The sequence below is a fragment of the Candidatus Accumulibacter sp. ACC007 genome (assembly GCF_907163205.1).
Lineage (GTDB): Bacteria > Pseudomonadota > Gammaproteobacteria > Burkholderiales > Rhodocyclaceae > Accumulibacter > Accumulibacter regalis.
The window spans coordinates 363158-384692 of sequence record NZ_CAJQUD010000001.1 but is presented as its reverse complement, the minus strand read 5'-3'; the positions used below and the strand labels follow the sequence as shown (position 1 = coordinate 384692).

Annotated in this window: 15 protein-coding genes; 10 read left to right on the top strand and 5 right to left on the bottom strand. The window is 66.7% G+C overall.

All coding sequences use genetic code 11. The annotated features are described in order from the left end of the window. The first annotated feature begins 80 nt into the window (after positions 1–80). Positions 81–1715, top strand: coding sequence for an iron ABC transporter permease (locus QZ634_RS01600; RefSeq protein WP_291984978.1), 1635 nt, complete (start codon positions 81–83; stop codon positions 1713–1715). A gap of 43 nt (positions 1716–1758) precedes the next feature. On the opposite strand, the gene QZ634_RS01595 is transcribed toward QZ634_RS01600, so the two are convergent. Beyond that, complete coding sequence (locus tag QZ634_RS01595) at positions 1759–2790, bottom strand: extracellular solute-binding protein (RefSeq protein WP_291984976.1); 1032 nt, start codon at positions 2788–2790, stop codon at positions 1759–1761. A gap of 150 nt (positions 2791–2940) precedes the next feature. Next, a complete protein-coding gene (locus QZ634_RS01590) occupies positions 2941–3450 on the bottom strand; it encodes a C40 family peptidase (RefSeq protein ID WP_291984975.1) in 510 nt (169 codons plus the stop codon). Positions 3451–3813: 363 nt separating this feature from the next. Here QZ634_RS01590 and QZ634_RS01585 point away from each other — a divergent pair, with 363 nt between their 5' ends. The 7 genes from QZ634_RS01585 (at position 3814) to QZ634_RS01555 (ending at position 15389) form a co-directional block, all read left to right on the top strand. Beyond that, positions 3814–4809 carry an oxidoreductase gene (locus QZ634_RS01585; RefSeq protein WP_291984973.1) on the top strand — a complete coding sequence of 332 codons (996 nt, stop codon included), beginning with the start codon at positions 3814–3816 and terminating at the stop codon, positions 4807–4809. Positions 4810–4839: 30 nt separating this feature from the next. Then, positions 4840–5964: a diguanylate cyclase gene (locus tag QZ634_RS01580; protein ID WP_291984971.1), complete on the top strand. Its 1125-nt coding sequence runs from the start codon at positions 4840–4842 to the stop codon at positions 5962–5964. A gap of 67 nt (positions 5965–6031) precedes the next feature. After that, a complete protein-coding gene (locus tag QZ634_RS01575; RefSeq protein ID WP_291984969.1) occupies positions 6032–7933 on the top strand; it encodes a propionate--CoA ligase in 1902 nt (633 codons plus the stop codon). 195 nt (positions 7934–8128) lie between these two features. Beyond that, the gene (locus QZ634_RS01570; RefSeq protein WP_291984967.1) at positions 8129–10183 is read left to right on the top strand and encodes a TonB-dependent receptor; all 2055 of its coding nucleotides are present in this window, start codon (positions 8129–8131) and stop codon (positions 10181–10183) included. Between the two features lie 22 nt (positions 10184–10205). Continuing rightward, on the top strand, positions 10206–10778 hold the full coding sequence (locus tag QZ634_RS01565; protein ID WP_291984965.1) for a YfiR family protein: 573 nt from the start codon (positions 10206–10208) through the stop codon (positions 10776–10778). A 1-nt stretch (position 10779) separates the two neighbouring features. After that, positions 10780–13230, top strand: coding sequence for a response regulator (locus tag QZ634_RS01560; protein WP_291984963.1), 2451 nt, complete (start codon positions 10780–10782; stop codon positions 13228–13230). Beyond that, positions 13230–15389 (top strand): EAL domain-containing protein, encoded by a 2160-nt coding sequence (locus QZ634_RS01555; protein WP_291984961.1) that lies wholly within the window; start codon positions 13230–13232, stop codon positions 15387–15389. Before QZ634_RS01560 ends, QZ634_RS01555 begins: the two co-directional genes overlap by 1 nt. 71 nt (positions 15390–15460) lie before the next feature. On the opposite strand, the gene menD is transcribed toward QZ634_RS01555, so the two are convergent. Genes menD through QZ634_RS01540 form a run of 3 tightly spaced genes read right to left on the bottom strand, consistent with a single transcriptional unit; the run spans position 15461 to position 20191 of the window. Then, positions 15461–17197, bottom strand: a complete 1737-nt coding sequence (menD, locus tag QZ634_RS01550) for a 2-succinyl-5-enolpyruvyl-6-hydroxy-3-cyclohexene-1-carboxylic-acid synthase (RefSeq protein WP_291984959.1) — start codon at positions 17195–17197, stop codon at positions 15461–15463. Then, positions 17194–18687, bottom strand: coding sequence for an isochorismate synthase (locus tag QZ634_RS01545; RefSeq protein WP_291984957.1), 1494 nt, complete (start codon positions 18685–18687; stop codon positions 17194–17196). The genes menD and QZ634_RS01545 overlap by 4 nt, the downstream gene beginning before the upstream one ends. Before the next feature lie 4 nt (positions 18688–18691). After that, positions 18692–20191 (bottom strand): AMP-binding protein, encoded by a 1500-nt coding sequence (locus QZ634_RS01540; protein WP_291984955.1) that lies wholly within the window; start codon positions 20189–20191, stop codon positions 18692–18694. Positions 20192–20383: 192 nt separating this feature from the next. Here QZ634_RS01540 and QZ634_RS01535 point away from each other — a divergent pair, with 192 nt between their 5' ends. Beyond that, positions 20384–21070 (top strand): SOS response-associated peptidase, encoded by a 687-nt coding sequence (locus tag QZ634_RS01535; protein ID WP_291984953.1) that lies wholly within the window; start codon positions 20384–20386, stop codon positions 21068–21070. Continuing rightward, complete coding sequence (locus QZ634_RS01530) at positions 21067–21423, top strand: cupin domain-containing protein (RefSeq protein WP_291984951.1); 357 nt, start codon at positions 21067–21069, stop codon at positions 21421–21423. Before QZ634_RS01535 ends, QZ634_RS01530 begins: the two co-directional genes overlap by 4 nt. Positions 21424–21535: the final 112 nt, after the last annotated feature.

Genomic DNA, 21535 nt, shown 5'->3' with positions numbered 1-21535 from the left:
CCTTGCTCTGCGTGAAGCGGCCAGGAGCCGGCCGAAAGCGGGTACTTGTCAATTATAATTCTCATTTACGCGCTTGAAACATGATCCGCTCACCGCTCAACCCCCTGCTCGTCGTTTCGGCCGCCGTCGCCGCCCTGGTCGCCCTGCCGGTGGCCAGCGTGCTGACCAATATCCTCAGCGGCGGAACCGGAGCGACCTGGTCCCATCTGGCGACGACCGTCCTGCCGGATTACATCACCAACACTCTGGTCCTGTGCCTGACCGTCGGGGTAGGCGTGGTCGTCGTCGGCGTCGGCACGGCCTGGCTGACGACCATGCATTCGTTTCCCGGGCGGCGCGTCTTCGAATGGGCACTGGTCCTGCCGCTGGCCATGCCGGCCTACGTTCTGGCCTACGTATACACGGACTTCCTGCAGTTCGTCGGTCCCCTGCAGACTTTCCTGCGCGAGTCTTTCGGCTGGAGCAAGGCCGACTACTGGTTTCCGGAAGTGCGCAGCCTTGGCGGCGCAGTCGGCATGTTCGTCTTCGTCCTTTATCCCTACGTCTATCTGCTTACCCGCACGGCCTTCATCGAGCGTGCCAGCGGCATGCTCGAAGCCTCACGGACACTCGGTCTCGGACCCTGGCGCAGCTTCTTCCGTGTCTCGCTGCCACTGGCCCGACCGGCAGTCGCTGCCGGCGCAGCGCTGGCGCTGATGGAAACGCTCGCCGATTACGGGACGGTCTCCTATTTCGGCGTACAGACTTTCACTACCGGTATCTATCGCGCCTGGTTCTCGCTTGGCGATCGCATTGCCGCAGCACAACTGGCAGCGGCACTGCTCGGCTTCGTGACGCTGCTGTTATTGATCGAACGTATCTCACGCGGCCGTTCGCGTTTCTACAACACCACCGGACGCAACCGCCCGCGCTCCGGCCAACGCCTTCTGGGCTGGCGCGCCTGGCTGGCAAGTGCGGTGTGCACACTGCCGCTGGCCATCGGCTTCGTGCTGCCGGCTGGCCTCCTGCTGCGACTGGCGCTGGCCAACGGCGAGGCGCGCTTTGGCGAGCATTTCTTCGTCATGGTGCGCAACAGTTTCGTTCTCGCCGGGCTGACCGCCGCCATCGCCGTCTCGCTGGCCGTGCTGCTCGCCTACGGCGCACGCCTGTCGAAAGGCCTGCTGGCCCGCGCACTCAACCGCCTGGTCAGCCTCGGCTACGCCGTCCCCGGTTCGGTGATCGCCGTTGGCGTCCTCATCCCGGTCAGCCGGCTGGACATCTGGCTGGCCGGCCAGTGGCAAGACTGGTTCGGCAGCAACCCCGGCCTGCTGCTCACCGGCGGGATCGCGGCGCTGATCTACGCCTACCTGGTACGCTTCCTGGCCGTCGCCTTGCAGGCAGTGAGCACCAGCCTGGCGAAAATCACGCCGAACATGGACGATGCGGCACGCAGCCTGGGACTCGGGCAAGAGGCGACGCTGCGCCGGGTGCACCTGCCGATCCTGCGCAGCAGCCTGTTCACGGCAGGCTTGCTGGTCTTCGTCGACGTCATGAAGGAACTGCCGGCGACGCTGGTGATGCGCCCTTTCGATTTCGACACCCTGGCGACACAGGCCTACACCCTCGCTTCGGACGAGCGTCTCGCGGAAGCGGCCAGCGCGTCGCTGGCCATCGTCGTCGTCGGACTTCTGCCGCTGATCGCGCTGTCGCGCCAGATCTCACGCAGCCACCGCTGAGCCGGCGACGACGGCCTCCTCCACAAGCTCTTGGCGAGCGGTCTCAGCGATAGCCGACCTGATCGAAAATGATCTGGGCCTTGGCACGATACATGGCCAACGAGCCGACCGGCAGCGGGTCGGCCTTGAACTTGCCGAGCGCAGCCAGCGCCGGATTGTCGATCTTGATCCCGACCACCACCGGCCACTCGTTGTTGCCGTCGGCGAAATAGCGCTGCGCCTGGTCGCTGGCCAGGTACTCGAGAAACTTGAGCGCCGCTTCCTTGTGCGGCGCGTGCTTGAGAATACCGCCACCGGAAACGTTGATATGTGCTCCGTAGCTCTGCTGGTCAGGCCAAACGACGCCGATCTTTTCCATCGTCTGGCGATCCTCGGGCTTGTCCGAGCGCATCAGCCGCGCCAGATAGTAGGTATTCGAGACCGCCACCGCACATTCGCCAGCGGCCACCGCCCGGATCTGATCGGTATCCCCGCCTTTGGGCGCGCGCGCGAAGTTGGCCACCACCCCCTTCGCCCATTGCTCGGCCTTGCCCTCTCCCTGATGAGCGATGATCGACGCCATCAGGGAGAGATTGTAGGGATGTGATCCCGAACGTGAGCAGACCTTTCCCTTCAGGCGTGGATTGGCCAGATCGTCGTAGGTCTGCACTTGCTCGGGCTTGACGACGCCTTTGGCATAAACGATGACGCGCGCCCGGGTCGAAAACGAGAACCAGTCGACGGTGCGCAGGTTGGCTGGAATGCGCGCCTCGAGCGTCGGCGACTGGACGACGGCGAACAGCCCCAGTTCGTGCGCGGCGGACAGCCGTGCGGCGTCGACCGTAAGCAGGACGTCTGCCGGACTGTACGCGCCCTCGTTCCTGATCCGCTCGAGCAGTTCGTCTTCCTTGCCCTCGATACGCTTGATGGTGATTCCGGTCTGCTTGGTGAAACCTTCGTACAGGGCTTCATCGGTCTGGTAGTGCCGCGCCGAGTAAAGATTGAGCACTTTCTCCTCAGCCTGGGTCAGGCTGCTACCCAGGGCAGCAATCGCCACGGCGAGGGTCAGCAGCGAACGCGAAACGAGCACTTCCATGTCATGTCTCCATTGATAAATATGCGAATAAATAGTGCGGCCGGCGAATAATAGCAGGCGCGCAACGCAGTGTAAATGCGAATCGTTCTTGATAAATGGCGAAAAAAAAACGACGCAAGGCGTCGTCAGAGGATGCTCGGCGAGCTTCGCCTAGCGAGCCAGCAGGCGGCGCGCTCCGTTATAGCGGTTGATCCAGTAACTCTGGCGCATATCCTCGATGCGCACTTCGGCGCCGGCACGCGGCGCGTGCAGGAAACGGTTGTCACCAAGATAGATACCGACATGCGAGAAGGTGCGGCGCATGGTGTTGAAGAAAACCAGGTCACCGGCTTTCAGTTCCTGGCGGTCAATCACCGACCCTACCTCGCTCTGCTCCCGCGCCGTGCGCGGCAGCAGGACGCCGATGGCTTCCTTGAAAACGAGTTGCACCAGACCGCTGCAGTCCAGACCGAGATCGGGATTGGTACCGCCCATGCGGTAGTTGATGCCGATCAGTTCCAGGCCCTTGAGAATCAGATCCTGAGCACTGTTGGTGTAGCGCTCGAAGAACGACGCATCTTCCGCAAGCCTGTGCAGTTCGTTGGCGTGGACCGAACCGACACCCGGGAGAGCAATCAGCGCGGCGGCGAAAAGGGGGGCGAGGAGGTGTTTTCTGAGCATAGGGGCGGAATTTATGTGAAAAAAGTCACACTGTAAACCCCCTATCGATCTACAACTATTCTGGAAAGCGGTCGAGGAAAACACCGCAAACGGTTAAATTAACAGATATATCGTCTAAAAATCAGCCTCCTGGCTTTGCTGCACTGCACACGTGGGCAGGGGAACAAACGCGGTATATTGCTTGTCTCGTCGGCGCCACTCACTGCACGCCCGATGCCGGCCGCGGTGAGGGCGTCGGCGTTCGTTCGAGGGCGCTCGGCTTTGTGTTTATAATCGCCGGCTGTCCTGGGCGCTGCCGCTGCGCCCGGCGTTGTGCGCAACGGGTCGCGCCCAACGAGTCCTTCCCCAACGCGTGGAACACTTATGAGTCCATTCAAAGCCTATTTGATCGATGAGCACGAAGGTGTCACCAGAAGCGACTTCGTGAGCATGGACGAAGCACAACTGGACGCCGGCGAGGTGACCATCAAGGTCGCCTACTCGAGCGTCAACTTCAAGGATGCCCTGGCAGCAACCGGTGCCGGCCGGATCATCCGTCGCTACCCGTGCGTCGGCGGCATAGACCTCTCGGGAACGGTCGCCACGAGCAGCGACCCGCGCTTCAAGATCGGCGACGCGGTCATAGCCACCAGCTTCGACATCGGGGTCGCACACCACGGTGGCTACGCCGAATATGCCCGGGTGCCGGCGCCATGGGTCGTTCCCCTGCCCGCCGGGCTATCGCTGTACGAAGCGATGGCTCTGGGTACGGCAGGCTTCACCGCGGCGCTGGGAATCGTGCGCATGGAAGAAAACGGCCTGGCGCCGAGCAAGGGTCCGGTGATCGTCACCGGCGCCAGCGGAGGTGTCGGCAGTCTGGCCGTGGACATGCTCGCCCGGCGTGGCTATTCGGTCACCGCACTGACCGGCAAGGAAAGCGAAGCCGACTACCTCAAGAGCCTGGGCGCGACAGAAGTGATGTTCCGTTCGGCGCTCGACCTGTCGCGCATCCGCCCACTCGACAAGACGCTCTGGGCGGGAGCCGTCGACAATCTCGGTGGCGACGTGCTCGCCTGGATCGTCAGCGCCATGAAGCAGGGCGGAGCGATCGCCAGCATCGGTCTGGCGGCAAGCCCGTCGTTGCCTACGACGGTGATGCCGTTCATCCTGCGTGGCGCCTGCCTCCTGGGGATCGATTCCGGCTACATCGGCGAGCCGTACCGCAGCGGCGTCTGGCAGCGTCTGGCCAGCGACCTGCGCCCGCAGCATCTGCACGCAATGACGCGCAGCATCGCCTTCGACGAACTGCCCAACGTCTTTGACGACTTCCTCAAGGGTCGCGCACATGGCCGGGTAGTGGTCAACGTGGGCGAGACCTGAGGCACTGATCTGGACATCAGGCGCGCCTCGATGGACACCCCGAAGCAACGGCCTCGCATCCTGATTGTCGATGAATCGCGGATCGTCCGGACACAGTTCATCCAGCTCATTCGCGACCATTACGACTTTCGCGAGGAGGTCGACGGCGAAGGGGGCTGGCAAGCGCTGGTCATCGACCCTTCGATCCAGCTGGTGATCAGCGCCTTGTCGATGTCCATGCCGGTACTCGATGGCGACGGTCTGCTGGCGCGTTTGCGCTCGTCGCGCCTGGCCCGCCTGCGTCAGATACCGGTGCTGACGATTGCCGGCGACGACGAGGCGGCCAATGAGCGTGCGCGCGCGCTCGGCGCGTCCGACTTCATCGCCGGCAGCATCGGCGCCAGCGAGCTGCTGGCGCGCATCGACTCGGTGCTGCGCCTGGCCCAGGCGCAGAACGAACTGCGCGAGAATCCCGAACGCGATGCCCAGCATCCCGATACCGGACTACCGACCCGCCAGCGCGTCGAAGTGCAGGCGGCGCAGGCGATGTCCTATGCCCTGCGACACGAAAGTCCGGTGAGCATTCTGATCATGGGCTTCGACCGCTTCGACGCACTGCGCAACGAGCACGGCGAAGATCTGGTCAAGGAGTTGCACAAGCGTTTCGCGAGTATGCTGGCCACCAAGGTGCGCAAGGAGGACAGCCTCGGCCACTACTCGGGCAGCGACCTGGCGGTGGTTTCGCCAGGCACCCCCTACCCGGCCTGCGAAGCCTTTGCCAATCGCCTCCGCGAGGCCTTCGCAGTGGCCAATATCGCGGTGCACGGCAAGCGCCTGAACCTGTCGGTCAGCGTCGGGGTGGCAAATACCCCGGTCGATCGTCTAAACTCGGCGTCGTCCTTGCTCACTCTGGCCGCTCAACGCCTCAAGACGGCGCAAGAGGCGGGTGGCAATCGCGTCGTCGCTTGTGGCGACAGGTCGTCCAGCCGACAGCCAGCACCACGGCTGGGCCACGCCATCGACCTGATCAAGGCCGGACACGAGAGCGCGGTGATCCCGCATCTCCTGCAGTTGGGCAACGAAGTACTACCCTTTCTGGAGCTACTGGAAAGGGAATTGAAGTTGGGTCTGCCTTTGGCAGAGCTCCGAAAAAGGACGCGTGACCGGGAGCACTAGGTCCAAGACACCCGGCAGGCGTAGTTTCCATTGATGCACTGGTATAAATTTTGGACGAGGGAGTCTCATGACGACAATCCAAGAGTTTCACAAGAAATCAATCGACAATCCAGACGCCTTCTGGGGAGAAGAAGCCAAACTCATTGACTGGCACAAGCCGTTCAGTCAGGTACTCGACTTTTCCCGGCCGCCGTTCGCCAAGTGGTTCGTCGGCGGCGAGACCAATCTTTGCTACAACGCCGTCGATCGCCACGCCGAAAAGCGGCCGAACGACCGCGCGCTGGTCTTCATCTCGACGGAAACCGACCAGGAAGTGGTCTATACCTTCGCCGAACTGAAGGCTGAAGTGGTGCGCATGGCGGCAATCATGCAGAACCTCGGCGTCAGCAAGGGCGACCGCGTCCTGCTGTACATGCCGATGGTTGCCGAAGCCGCTTTCGCGATGCTCGCCTGCGCACGCATCGGCGCCATCCACTCGGTGGTTTTCGGTGGCTTCGCCTCCGGGTCGCTGGCCACGCGTATCGACGACGCCGAACCGGTTCTCATCGTCTCTTCGGACGCCGGCATGCGCGGTGGCAAGGCAGTGCCCTACAAGGGTCTGCTCGACGAAGCGATTTCTCTGGCGGAGAAGAAGCCGGCGAAAGTGCTGATGGTCGATCGCGGCATCGACAAGGGCTTCAACAAGGTCGCGGGCCGTGACGTTGATTACGCGAGCGAACGCGCCAAGGTCATGGACGCCGACGTGCCGGTCACCTGGCTGGAATCGTCCGATCCTTCCTACATCCTGTACACCTCCGGCACCACTGGCAAGCCGAAGGGCGTGCAGCGCGATACCGGCGGCTACGCCGTCGCGCTCACCTCGTCGATCAAGCACATCTTCTGCGGCGAAGCCGGCGAGACCTTCTTCGCCACCTCCGACATCGGCTGGGTTGTCGGCCACTCCTACATCGTCTATGGTCCGCTGCTCGCCGGCATGGCCACGATCATGTACGAAGGCACGCCGCTGCGCCCGGATCCGGGCATCTGGTGGCAGATCGTCGAGAAGTACAAGGTCAGCGTCATGTTCTCGGCGCCGACTGCCGCGCGCGTACTCAAGAAGCACGACACCGAGTACATGCACAAGTACGACCTGTCGTCGCTCAGGCACCTGTTCCTGGCTGGCGAACCTCTCGACCAGCCGACGCACGAATGGTTGATGGGCGAACTCGGCTTGCCGGTGATCGACAACTACTGGCAGACCGAGACCGGCTGGCCGATGCTGTCGGCGATGCCCGGCGTCGAAAAGACGGAAATCCGCTTCGGAACGCCAAGCTTCCCGGTCTATGGCTACAACCTCAAGATCTTCCGCGAGGACGGCACCATCTGCGATCCGGACGAGAAAGGCATCGTCGGCATCCTGCCGCCGCTGCCACCGGGCTGCCTGTCGACCGTCTGGGGCGACGACGACCGCTTCGTGTCCACCTACTTCACGCTCTTCAACGAGCCGCAGGTGTACTCCTCCTTCGACTGGGGCATCGCCGACAAGGACGGTTATCACTACATCCTCGGGCGTACCGACGACGTGATCAACGTTGCCGGCCACCGCCTCGGCACGCGCGAGATCGAGGAGGCCATCCAGGGGCATTCGGCGATCGCCGAAGTCGCCGTCGTCGGTGTCGCCGACAAGCTCAAGGGTCAGATGCCGATGGCCTTCGCCGTAGTCAAGAACGCCGACAGCATCGCCACTCCGGAGCTGGTAGCTGCGCTGGAGAAGGAAGTGATGAAGAAGGTGGACTCCAGCCTCGGTGCCATCGCTCGTCCGAGCCGCGTGCACTTCATCAGCGTCTTGCCGAAGACCCGTTCTGGCAAGCTGCTGCGGCGCACGATCCAGGCCCTCGCCGAAGGTCGCGACCCGGGCGATCTGACGACCATCGAGGACCCCAAGGCCCTCGAGCAACTGCAGAAGGCACTCAGCGCCGCCCAGGGTTGAGGTCAGGGCCGCCGCCTGGCGGTCAACGCTTGCGCATTCAGCTGCCGCCCGCGAGGGCGGCAGTTTTTTTGTCGCCCGCTGCCGCAATAACGGCCACATGGCCGAGAATCCGCAAGAAAGCCCTAAAGGTCTGCTGGTCTTGTCCGTTAACTAGGTGTCAGTCGCTGATGCCCGACCAGAGAGGATTCTCGAACCATGACCGCCAAGCCCGCCACCTTGACCCGTGCCCTCGCGCTCGCCTTCGCTTTCGGCCTCGTGGCCCAGGCCACAGCCCAGTCCCTGCCGCCGGAAGATCTCGACATCAGCCTCGAAGACCTGCTGCGCGTCGAAGTGACCAGCGCTTCGCGCAAGAGCGAGCGCCTGCACGACGTGGCCGCGGCGGTCTACGTGATCAGTCGCGAAGACATCGAACGTTCGGGAGCGACGAGCATTCCCGAAGCGCTGCGCATGGCCCCGGGGGTCGAGGTGGCGCGCCTGGCCAACAACCGCTGGGCGGTCAGCGTGCGCGGCTTCAACAACCGTTTCGGCAACAAGCTGCTGGTGCTGATGGACGGGCGCAGCATCTACTCGCCGCTCTTTTCCGGCGTCCTCTGGGAGAACGAGGACACGCTCCTCGAAGACATCGAACGCATCGAGGTCATCCGCGGGCCGGGGGCGGCGATGTGGGGCGCCAACGCGGTCAACGGGGTGATCAACATCATCACCCGCCGACCGCGTGACACGCAGGGCAACCTGCTGGTTGCCGGCGCCGGCAACGAGGAACGCGGCTTCGCCTCGTTCCGCCACGGCGGCGAGGCCGGCGATGGCCACTACCGCGTCTGGGGCAAGGCCTTCGATCGCGACACGGCGGTCAGCAACGACGGTCGCTCGGGCAACGACTACTGGCGCTCCGGGCGCGTCGGCTTTCGTGGCGACTGGTCCGTCGCCAGCGGCCAGCGCGTGATGCTCAGCGGCCAGGCCTATTCGAACGATACCGGCGATCGCTGGCAGGTGCCCGACGTCACTGCCCGGCAGGGCGTGCGACTCACCGACATGCAGCAGACCGGCAAGGGAGCGCACCTGCTCGGGCGCAGCGAATGGACCCTGAACGATGGTTCCGAAGCCGCGCTGCAGGCCTATGTCGACTACAGCCAGATCGACGTACCCGGCGCTTTCAAGGAGGACCGAACCACGATCGACATGGATTTCCAGCATCGTCTGCTCGTCGGCGAGCGCCACGACGTGCTCTGGGGCTTCGGCTACCGCTATTCGGGCGACCGCATCGGCTCGGCGGGAATCATTTCCTTCCAGCCCGACCGTCGCAGCTTCAATCTGGCCAGTGCCTTCGTCCACGATGACATCACCCTGCTCCCGAATACGCTGCGCATGATCCTCGGCGTGCGTTTCGAAACCAACAACTTCACCGGCTACCAGCCGCTGCCGAACGCCCGCCTGATGTGGACGCCAAGCGACACCCAGTCGGTGTGGGGCTCGATCGCCCGCGCCGTGCGCACCCCGTCGCGCGGCGAGCTCGACGCCAACATCGATCTCTCGGTGCAGCCGCCCGGCACGCCGGGCAATCCGTCGCCCTTGCCGATCCTGACGCGCAACGTCCAGGACGATCACCAGCTGAAAACGGAGACCGTCGTCGCCTATGAACTCGGCTACCGGCAGCGCCTGGCGACCAATCTGGCGCTCGACGTCGCCACCTTCTACAACCAGTACGGCGACCTGCGCTCGGCGGTGCTCGGCGCGCGCAGTTTCGAATTCTCGCCGCCGCCACCGCATATCGTTCAGACGATCACTCCCGACAACAGCATCAAGGCGCATACCCATGGCGTCGAGGTCGCCGTCGACTGGTCGCCGCTGCCCTGGTGGCGGCTGCAGCCGATCTACAGCTATCTCTCGCTGAGCACCTCGTCGACCAGTGGCGACGCGGTCTCCGTCGCCAATGCGCAGATCTTCAACAGCAGCGACCCGCAGCATCAATGGTCGCTGCGTTCGTCGATGTCCTTGACCGACCGGCAGCAGTTCGATCTCTGGCTGCGCTATGTGAGCAAGCTCGGCGGCAGGAGTGTGCCGTTCTCGATTCCCGCCTACACCACCCTCGACCTGCGCTACGCGTGGCGACCAACGCGCGACCTGGAACTGTCGCTGGTCGGCCAGAACCTGCTCGACAACCAGCACCCGGAGTTCGTCCCCAGCCTGCTGCCCGGGCAGGCGCTGGAAATAGAGCGCGGCGTCTACGTCAAGGCAAATTGGCAGTTCTGAGAGCTCCCAGAGTGACAACTCGATGGCCGCACGCGTGAACTCCTTGCTGCTCCGCTGGCTCGCCCGGCTGCTGGCGATCGCCATGATCGTCGCTGCCGGCGGCGCTCGCGCCCAGACCACGCTCACCGAAGCGCAGGCCAAGGCGGCGTTCGTGATCAATTTCGCGCGCTACGTCGAATGGCCGGAGCGCGTCTTCGCGAACCGCACGGCACCGCTGCTGATCTGCGCCCTCGGGCGCAGCGCGGTCGGCAACGCGCTGGAAGCCCACGAAGGCCGCCAGGTACAGGGACGCCCGGTCGCCGTGCGCCAGTTGCTGGGCATCGACGAGGCGCGCCCCTGCCAGGTCCTGTTCATCGCCGATTCGGAAGAACGTCGGATGAGCCAGTTGCTGCGCGCGCTCAGCGGACAGCCGATACTGACGGTCAGCGACGCCGAGGCGTTCATCGATGGCGGCGGCGCCGTCGGCCTGGTGCGCGCCGATCAACGCCTGCAGTTCGAAGTCAATCGCCAGGCGTTGGAGCAGGCACAGCTGAGGGCCAGCTCCAACCTCCTCAAGCTCGCCCGCAACCTGTCCGATTTCAGGGGGAAAAACTGAGATGCGTTTCCGCGATCTGCCGCTGAAGAACAAAATGATGCTGATCATCGGCCTGACCGCCGGTGCCGGGCTGCTGGTCAGCACTCTGCTCTTTGCCGGCTCGGAAATCGACGACAACCGCGAGGCCGAACTCGCCAAGCTCACGGGCATGGCCGAGATTCTGGCCGCGAGCAGCACCGCCGCGATCGCCTTCGCCGACGCGCCGGCGGCCAGCGAAACGCTGGCCGGCCTGCGCGCCCGTCCCGAGGTCATCGGCGGTTCGATCACCCTGCGCGACGGCACGGTTTTCGCGCACTACCCCGCCGCGCGGCCAGCGATAGCGGCCACGCGTCCCGGCGTCGGCGTCGCGCTCGTCGCCGGCGACTATTGGGGCAACTCGCTGAAGATCGAGTACCCGATCCGCCAGGGCCGGGAAGTCATCGCCACGCTGAGCATCGAATCGGACCTCGAGCCGATGTGGCAGGACATCACCCGGCGCATGCTGGTCGTCCTGGCCGGCGCGCTGATCGCCTTCGCCGTCGCCCTGCTCCTCGCCGCACGCCTGCAGCGTTCGGTTTCGATGCCGATCCTGGCGCTCAGGCAGGCGATGCGACTGGTGGCCACCGACAAGGACTATTCGCAGCGGGTGATGATCGACCAGCACGATGAAGTCGGCGACCTGATCGCCGGCTTCAACGTCATGCTCAGTGAAGTCCAGTTGCGCGACCATGAACTTGCCGCGCACCGGGCGACACTCGAGGATCAGGTCGAGCAACGCACCGCACAGCTACGGCTGGCCAAGGAACAGGCGGAAAGCGCCAACGTCGCCAAGTCACGCTTCCTGGCCAACATGAGTCACGAAATCAGGACGCCGATGAACGGCGTCATCGGCATGGCCGACCTGCTCATCGAGACGCCGCTGTCGCCGCAGCAAAGACGCCACGCCGAGACCCTGCGCGTTTCGGCGGAGTCGCTGCTGCACCTGCTGAACAACGTTCTCGACCTGTCGAAAATCGAGTCCGGGCGGCTGGAAATCGAGCTTATCGCCTTCAGTCCGCGGCAACTCGTCGAGGAGGTCGTGCAACCGTTTCGCGAGATGGCCTCGGCCAAGGGCGTGCTGCTCAGTGTACTGATCGGCCCGGACGTTCCCGCGGCCGTCCTCGGCGACCCCTACCGCATCAAGCAGATCGTCAGCAACCTGCTCAGCAACGCCGTGAAGTTCACTGAACGCGGCTCGATCGTCGCCTCTCTGACCTGTGAATGCCAGGCCGAATTCGCCGCCTCCGGCGGCGACGATTCGCCGAGCGGCGATGCCGGGCACTGCCTGCTGTGCTACGCGGTCATCGACACCGGCGTCGGCATCGGGCCGGAAAGCGGCGAGAAGCTCTTCGCCCCCTTCTCGCAGGCCGACAATTCGACGACGCGCAAGTTCGGCGGCACGGGCCTCGGGCTGGTGATCATCCGCGAGCTGGCGCAACGCATGGACGGCGAGGTCGGTTTCGAAAGCGAGCCGGGACGCGGCTCGACGTTCTGGTTCCGGCAGCGCGTACAGCGGCACGCGCAGGCGCTGCCGCAGCCCGCGCTGCTTGCACGGCAAGCGCGCCGGCTCGGCGGCCACGTGCTGCTCGTCGAGGACAACGAGGTCAATCGCGAGATCGCCGGCGCCATCCTGGCCACCCTGGGATGCCAGGTCGACCGTGCTCACGACGGCGCGCAAGCGGTGCTTGCGGCGCACGCCGGGAGCTACGACCTGATCCTGATGGATTGCCAGATGCCGGTCATGGACGGCTTCCAGGCGACTCGCCAGATCCGCGCCGACGAGCGTCAGGCAGGCCGTGTGCCGTGCCCGATCGTGGCCCTGACCGCCAACGCTCTGGCCGGTGACCGCGAACAGTGCCTGGCCGCGGGAATGAACGACTACCTGGCAAAACCGATCAATCGGGCGCAACTAGCCGCCGCACTGGAGCGCAACCTGCCCGCGCTGCCGGCGACGGCGAAAATGGCGGCAACGCCTGGCGAGAGCGGTCAGGCGGCAGCGAGCGCAACGGTCACCGTCAGCGAGACCAGCAGAGAGGCTCGGCCGCACACGCCACCCGCTTTCGACCCGGCTATCGTGCAGGCGCTGCCGATGGTCGCCGACGGCAGCAACCCGGCCTTCGCCGAGCGCGTCCTCGACCTGTTCACCAGCAATGCCAGCGAGCTCCTGGCGGCCATCGAACGGGCCAGCGAGAGCGGCGATCACACCACCCTGCAGCGTTGCGCGCATACGCTCAAGTCGTCGAGCGCAACGGTCGGCGCGCTGGCCCTGTCGGAGCAGGCCAGGCAGCTCGAGATGTTGCTGCGCGCCGGCAGCTCGCCAGCCAGCGACTGGCCATCCAGGCTCGGCGACGCCTACGGCGAATTCACCGCAAGCCTGGCACAATATCGCATCACCACGGCGGCACCGAAGGCGACCGCGAAAGAGAACGCCTGATGGACAACACTGCACGAACCGGCCGCCTGCTGCTCGTCGACGACGACGGGATGCTGCGCATGCTGGCGGCCGAATCGCTGCGTCACGCCGGCTTCGAGGTCAGCGAAGCGGACTGCGGCGAGGCCGCTTTGCACGCCTGCGAAGACGACGAATTCGACCTCATCCTGCTCGACGTGATGATGCCCGGCATCGACGGCTACACGGTCTGCGCAGCGCTGCGCCGCGAGGCGCGTGCCAGGTGGCTGCCGATCGTCATGCTCACCGGGCTCGACGACACCGATTCCATCGAACGCGCCTATGCCGCCGGCGCCACCGACTTCGTCACCAAGCCGATCAACTGGGCGCTATTGACCCACCGCGTACGCTACGCCCTGCGCGCCAGCCGTGCCCTTGCCGAAGTCACTCGCAGCCAGGCCAGCCTGGCGCAGGCCCAGCGCCAGGCGCGGATGGGTAATTGGCAATGGTCGTTGAATGACGCGCGTTTTACCTGCTCCGACGAACTGCGCCGCATTTTTGGCGACCTCGAACTCGCCGGGACCGGCACCCCGGAACGTTTCCTGAGCCGTGTGCGGGCCAGCGACAAGACAACGGTTGATGCCGCACGGAAGGCGCTCTTGCACGATGGCACGGCCTACCGGCTGAGCTACGCGATGGAAAGTCTCGATGGCCGACTGATCGAGGTCCTCGAACAGGCACAGGCGGTGAGGGATGCCGCCGGCCGGATGCTCAGGATCGAGGGCATCACCCAGGACATCAGCGAGCGGGTGCAGGCCAAACGCCGCATCGAGCATCTGGCGATGCACGACAGCCTCACCGGACTGGCCAACCGACGCTTCTTCACCGAACTGGTCACCGTCGAACTGGCGCGCACGCGCCGCGCACGCGGCAGTTGCGCACTCCTGCATCTCGACCTCGATCACTTCAAGAGCGTCAACGACGCCTTTGGCGACGCCGCTGGCGATCGCTTCCTCTGCCAGCTTGCCGACCGCCTGAAACTCTCGGTCCGGGAAAGCGACCTACTGGCGCTCAATCCGCCGATGCGCCCAGCCGAAATGGTCGCCCGTATCGATGGCGACGCATTCACCCTGCTGCTCATCGACGTGCGTGTCGCCAGCGATGCCGCGCTGGTCGCCGAACGCCTGCTGCACAGTGTTTCCCGACCGCTGCTGTTCGACGGCCGCGAAGTGGTGGTCACCGCGTGCATTGGCATCGCCGTCTTCCCGCGCGACGCGGATTCGGTCGAAAACCTGTGGCGCCACGCCGAGCAAGCGCTGTATGCCGCCAAGGGCGCCGGCCCGGCGAACTGCCGCTTCTTCGACGACGAGATGAACAGCGCCGCCAGCGCCAAGCTGCAGCTGGAAAACGAACTGCGCCGAGCCATCGGCGACGGCGAGCTGCGCCTGCATTTCCAGCCGAAGGTCGACGCCAGCAGTGGGCGCATGAGCGGCGCCGAGGCACTGGTGCGTTGGCAGCATCCGCGCCTCGGCCTGCTCGCGCCAGGCCAGTTCATCGGACTGGCCGAGGAGTGCGGGCTGATCGTCGCCCTTGGCGACTGGGTGGTGGCCGCCGCCGCACGCCATCTCAAACAGTGGGCCAATGCCGGACTCGACCCGGTACGCGTCTCGGTCAATCTGGCCAGCCCCAGTTTCCAGCAGGACGACATCGCCGAGAAATTCGCCGACGCGGTACGCCGCGTCGGCATTTCACCCCAGCAACTGGTCCTTGAACTGACCGAGTCGCTGCTGATGGTCGACGCCGAACGCACGATCATGCGGCTGCAAAGCTTGCGCGAGCGGGGCTTCAGCCTGTCGCTCGACGATTTCGGAACCGGCTATTCGTCGTTGAGCTATCTCAAGCGCTTCCCGATCGATGAACTGAAGATCGACCGCGCCTTCGTCACCGACGTCGCCCGCGGCGGCAAGGACGCCGCCATCGCCCTGTCGATCATCGAACTCGGCAAGCAGTTCGGCATGCGCGTCGTCGCCGAAGGTATCGAGACCCGCGAACAGTCTGATTTTCTCCTCGCCCACGGCTGCAGCATTCAGCAAGGCTTCCTTTTCTCGCGACCGCTGCCGCTCGACCGGTTCGAAGCCGTTCTGGCTGCCGGCGGCCGCTTCGACGTCGGGCTGTCGACAGCAACGAACAGCGTCGGCGGCTGACCCGACCGCAAGCCGATTCCGCGCAGGAACGCGGCGCCACACCCGCCCGCAATGACGGGAGCAGGGGAATACTACAGCAGCGCCTCGGCCACCTGCCGCGAGAACTCGCGGCGCGCGGCGACGCTCGCCCGGCGATCGATCGGCACTTCGATCAGCGTCGCACCACCGCGCCGCAGCGCGCGCTCGACGCTGGCGGTGAGCTCGGCCAGCGACCACACTCGCTCGCCGACGACGCCGAAACTGTGCGCGGCGGCGACCAGGTCGACCGTCTGCGGGGTCAGCCAGCCGCGCTCGAACTCGGGCAAGGCGGCCACCGGCAGGTAATCGAAGATGCCGCCGCCACCGTTGTTGAGCACCACCACGATGATGTCGCGGCCCTTGGCAGCGGCCAGGGCGGTCAAGTCGTGTTGCGCGGTCAAGTCACCGACCAGCGCCAGGCACGCCCCCGAGCTGGCGATCCCGAGGGCCGTCGACAGATTTCCGTCGATGCCGCTGGCCCCGCGATTGCCGAAGAAGCGCAGCGGCTTGTCGCCACTGCCCGAAAAGGCGTCGAGGTCGCGGATCGCCAGCGAGTTGCCGCAGAAGACGTGATGACCCGCCGGCAGGCGTTCGAGCAGCGCCGGAATCAGCGTGCCTTCGCAGGGCGCCAGCCGCCCGGCGGCACCCGCGCAGTGGGCTCGTGCCACGGCTTCTGCAGCCGCCTCGGCGCGCGCAAAAAGGCCTCGCCAGCTGGCCGGCGCGGGCCGGCCGCCGCCGGCCAGCAGGGCCCGGCAAGCCGCGACCGGATCGGCCTGCAGCAGCCTTCCGGCGGCGTGCTGCGGGTCCGGCCAGCGGCTGTCCGGGGTGACCACCACCTGCAGCGCCGACGCCGCCGCGCGCAGCCACTCCTGCAGCGTGCGGGTGACCGGAAAGGCACCGAAGCGCAGCAGCCATTCGGGGCGGGCCGTGGCGAGCGGCGACGGCGGGCGCAGGAAACTCTCGTAACGCACGCACAGCCGGCTGCGGTCGTGCGCACCGAAGCGTAGATTCGACAGCGGTTCGGCGAGGATCGGGCAGTCGAGCTGCGCAGCAAGCGCGCTGACTGCCTCGGCAAATTGCGGCGGATAATCGGCGCCGCCGCAGATGATCGCCCCTGCGCGGCCACTGATCTCGCCGAGCGTGTCGGCGATCGCCTGCGGCCTGGGCAGGAGCAGCGGCGCGGCAACGCTGACCGGCGGCGAGCACGCCGCGGCAGCCTGGGTCGCGAGAAGCTCGCCGGCAGGCAGCAGCGGTTCGCGGAAAGCCAGATTGAGATGCACCGGTCCCGGCAGCGGCCACCGGCTGTCGGCGATCGCCCGCGCCGCCAGGCGCTGCAGATAGGCCGGCGAGAAGTCGGCGTCGGGCAGCGGCGGGGCGTAGAAGGAACGCACGTGCCTGCCGAAGAGGTGCTGCTGGTCGATGGTCTGGTTGGCACCCCAGCCGAGCAACTCGGGCGGGCGGTCGGCCGAGAGCAGGAGCAGCGGCACGGCGCCGAGATCGGCTTCGATGAGCGCCGGAAACCAGTTCGCCGGCGCCGAACCCGAAGTGCACAGCAGCGCCACCGGTTGCCGCGTGGCCTTGGCCATGCCCAGCGCAACGAAGGCCGCGCTGCGCTCGTCGACGATGACCTGGCAGCGAACCGCCGTCTGGCGCAGGAAGGCCAGCGCCAGCGGAGTCGAACGCGAGCCCGGCGAAAGCACCGCTGCGCGCAGCCCGGCAGCGGCCAGGGCATCGACCAGCGTCTGCGACCAGCGCAGGTTGAGGAGGCCGTTATCGGCCGCGTCGCTCATGCGCTCCGGCTCTCCGGGCAGGGCACGGCAGGCAGCGCCTGGCGCAGGGCTTCGGCGATCACCGCCAGCTTGGCTTCGGTCTCGGCAAGTTCCTGTGCCGGGTCCGAGCCGGCCACGATACCCGCACCCGCGAACAGCTCGGCCCCGCAGCCCTTGATGCGCGCGCAGCGCAGGGCGACGACCACTTCGCCATCGCCATCACGGTCGATCCAGCCGACGCCGCCGGAGTACCACGCGCCACGGCGATCGCCGTGGCTGCGCAGCCACTGGCGTGCGGCGCCGGCAGGCGTACCGCCGACGGCGGGCGTCGGATGCAGGCGGGCGACAAGATCGAAAAGACCGACCCCGGGGCGCAGGCGACCACGCACCCGGGTGCGCAGGTGCTGCAGCTCGCGCAACTGCAGCACCTCGGCCGGCGTCGGCGCCGCCAGCGCAACGCAGAGCGGCGCCAGCGCGGTGCGAACGGCATCGACCACCAGTTGCTGCTCGCGCGTGTTCTTGTCGTCCTGCAAGGCCAGCGAGCGCCCTTCTCCGGCTGCCGACACGGCGGCCAGCCAGGCCGTCCCGGCCAGCGCATCGGCCTCGACCGCGCCACGCCGAAGCGCGACCAGGCGCTCGGGCGTTGCACCCAGGAAAAACTGGCCGCGCTCGCCGACCCCGAAAATGGCGCATTCCGGATGGCGATCGGCAAGCGCGGCCAGCAATGGCGCCAGGGCAATCGGGCGATCGCCGTCAAAGCGAACGCTGCGCGCCAGAACCAGCTTGGCGAGGCGGCCGCCAGCGATCTCGGCCAGCGCGGCGCGCGCCCGCGCCAGGAACGCCCGCTCGGCGAGCACTTCGCTGCGCCGTCGCACGACGCTCGCCGGCGGCGCAGCAGCTGCGGTCCAATCGGGCGGCTGGACGGCACGCAGGGCGTCGCGCCAGCGTTCGATGGCGCCCTCGCCTTCGCCCACCGCACAGCTGAAAGTTGCGCTGCAGCGGCCAGCGCGATTGGCCAGCAAAATGGCCGGCACGAGCAGGCGTGCGTTCGGCAGGTCGTCCGCAGCAGACGCGCCATTCCCCGCGTCGTCGTCAAAGGCAAAACCGATGTGCGCCAGCGGAACGAATCCGGTCTGCTGCCAGTCGTCGTGCTCCCAGACCGGTGCAAGACCCGAAAAAGCAGCCTGCAAGGCCGCAAAACGCGCCGCACCCGTGGTCGTGAAGCTCATCGCGCTGCCGACGGCGAGGCGATAGTCGCCGCGCGCGCCACCGCGCTGGGCAGCTTCCCGGCCATCGCTGGCGGCGACATCCGGCCCGGCGCCTGCCGGCCGCCCCCACCAGTTGATCTGCGCTCGCGCCAGGTCGACGTCCAGCCAGCGCTGCTCACCGCCCGCGCCGAGATCGAGGGTGACGCTGAGCAGGCCCCGCGCCGCCGCGCGCGGCAGGCGCGCGCGCAGGCGCCGGCGCAGGAGCGCGCTGCGCGGGCCGTCGAGCAGCCCGGCGAGGTTCATCTGCTCACCCACCCGGCTCCCCGCCGCCCTGGGCGAGCGCGCGCAGGGCGCACCGCTCGATCTTGCCGAGCACATTGCGTGGCAGCGCGTCCAGGCGCAGCACCCGACGCGGGCGTTTGGCGACCACCAGATGCTGCCGGCTCCAGTCATGCAGCACAGCGGGTTCGGCCGGGCCAACGACCAGGGCGACCAGCAAGTCGCCCCACACCGGGTCGGCAACGGCAGTCACCGCGACGTCGCTGACGCCGGGGCAGGCGGCCAGACAGGCCTCGATTTCGAGCGGGTGCACGTTGACCCCGGCGCTGATCAACATGTCGTCAGCGCGGCCGAGGATGCGCAAGCGACCGCCGGCGTCGATCGTCCCCAGGTCGCCGGTCGCCAGCCAGCCGTCGTCGTCAAGACCGTCGCCATGGCGCCAGGCAGGGTTCAGGTAACCGGCCATCACCTGTGCACCGCGCAAATACAGACGCCCGTCGGCAGCACCCCGGGCGCGCAGGCCGGCCAACAGGTGACCCACGTCGCCGACCTGCCAGTCGCCGTCCGGACGCAGCAACGTCGCTGCCTGCGCCGTCGACTCGCTCATTCCCCAACTCGGGCGGATCGGCCAGCCGCTGGCCAGGGCGCGCTCGAACAGCGGTCGCGACAGCGCCGCACCACCGATCAGGGCGTGGCGCAGACTGCCTGGCGGCGGCGCACCCTGCGCCACATCGAGCAATCGCGCCAGCATCGCCGGGACCAGCGACAGGTGACTGACCCGCCGGGTGTGCAGATCGTCCCAGACGGCGGTGGCCGAAAATCCGTCGTGCAGGAGCAGCGTCGCCGCCGCGCGCAGGCAACGGCCAAGGATGGCCATGCCGCCGATGTGATGCAGCGGCAGGCAGGCCAGCCAGACGTCGCCGACGTGGAGCGGAAGGCGCTCGTTCGAGGCCCCTGCGGCGGCCTCGATATTGGCTTCACTGAGCATTACCACCTTCGCCGCACCCTCGCTGCCGCTGGTCGCGATGAGGAGCGCGAGATCCGGGGCCGCGTTGCTTGTCACCTGCCCGGCGACGAGCGGGCAAGGCACTGCGGGCAAGCGATCCAAGCCTTCGGGCAACGGCGAAAGGCGCTGCAGGCGACCACCGGCGAGCGCCTGCAGGCCTGGCCAGGCGGCCTCGGCGAGCAGCGGATCGAGCGGCAGAAAAACCACTTTCGCCGCCGAGCACGCCAGCGCAGCCAGCGCCAGGTCACTGGCGCCGGCTGCGCTGCCCACGGCGTCGCCAGCCACCAGTCCCTGTGCGCGCAGAAAGCTGCCGGCGCGCTCGGCCCAGGCCGCCAGTTCTTCGTTGCGCCACTCGCCACGCGCGCTGCACAAGGCGACGGCCGAAGGGTACTGGCGCGCATTCGCCTGCAGCCAGCGAACGAACGGACTGCGCGTCCCGGGAGAAGGCGCAGAGCCTTCGGCTGGCAGACGGAACGACGAGGCGTCGGTCACAACGAACGGCGGGACATGGCGGATGGACACGCTGAGCGGGAAGGAGGTGAACCGGTCGCCAGCGACGACAAGCGTCGCCGGCCAGGCTTAGGGCGAAGATTATACGCAGCGACCCGCGCTCGCGCCCTTGCCGCCGATCAAGAAAAACACCGCGAGCAGCGTTCGCCCGCCCGGGCCCCGCTGCATCTTCGCCGCATCGGTCGACGCTGCTACACTGCGCCCATGTGTGGACGCTATGCCCTCGATGCCCCTCGCTCGCGGCTCTCGCGACACTTCGCCCTCGACGAATGCGTCGAGCTTGCGGCGCGCCACAACATCGCCCCGGCGACCGATATTGCGGTCATTCGCCAGTCGCCGGGCGGGCAACGCGTGGCCCACCTGCTGCGCTGGGGTCTCCTGCCGCACTGGGCGAAAAACCCGGCGCTTGCCGCACGCCTGATCAACGCCCGCGGCGAGTCGCTGAGCGAAAAACCTGCCTTTCGCGACGCGTTCCGCAAACGCCGCTGCCTGATTCCGGCGAGTGGCTTTTACGAGTGGCAGGCAATCGCCGCGCCTGCCGGGCCAGCGCGCAAGCAGCCTTTCTACAGCTCCCTGCAATCCGGTGAAGTGATGGCCTTCGGCGGACTGTGGGAAGCGTGGACCGCGCCGGGCGGCGAGGTCGTACGCAGCTGCTGCATCGTCACCACCGCCGCCAACGAAGGCTTGCGCGCGATTCACCCGCGCATGCCGCTGATTGTCGCTCGCCAACACTGGCAGGCCTGGCTGAGCGCTCCGGCCGATGAGGCTGGAGACTTGATCCGCCCGTGCCCGGACGGCGACCTGCAGAGCTGGCCGGTCAGCCCCCGCGTCGGCACCGTCAGCGAGGACGATCCGGCCCTGATCACCGCCCTGCGGGAGGAGGAAGCATGAAGACCCGTCGCCGCGAAATCACCGCCTACGTCACCCGTGACGGCTCCGAAATCCGCGAGTTGATGCATCCCGACGTGCATGGCAACCGCCAGCAGAGTCTCGCCGAGGCGATCATCCAGCCGGGTCAGCAGACGCGTCTGCATCGCCACCGGCTCAGCGAGGAGCTCTATCACGTGACGCACGGCACGGGAATCATGACCCTGGCCGGCGAAACGCTGCCCATTGGCGTCGGCGACACCGTGCTCATCAGGCCGGGAACGGCGCACAGCGTCACTGCCAGCGGCGGCGAAGCGCTGCACCTGCTCTGCTGCTGCAGCCCGCCCTACCGGCACGACGACACCGAGCTGCTGTGAAGAAACGGCAGGCCGCGGCCTGGCGCGCGGCGGCGGCGTGCCGATCACTGATCGGCTTTCGCCGCCTGGCAGCGCAGGGGCGGTGGCGCCAGAGTCGCGTCATCCGGCCGCC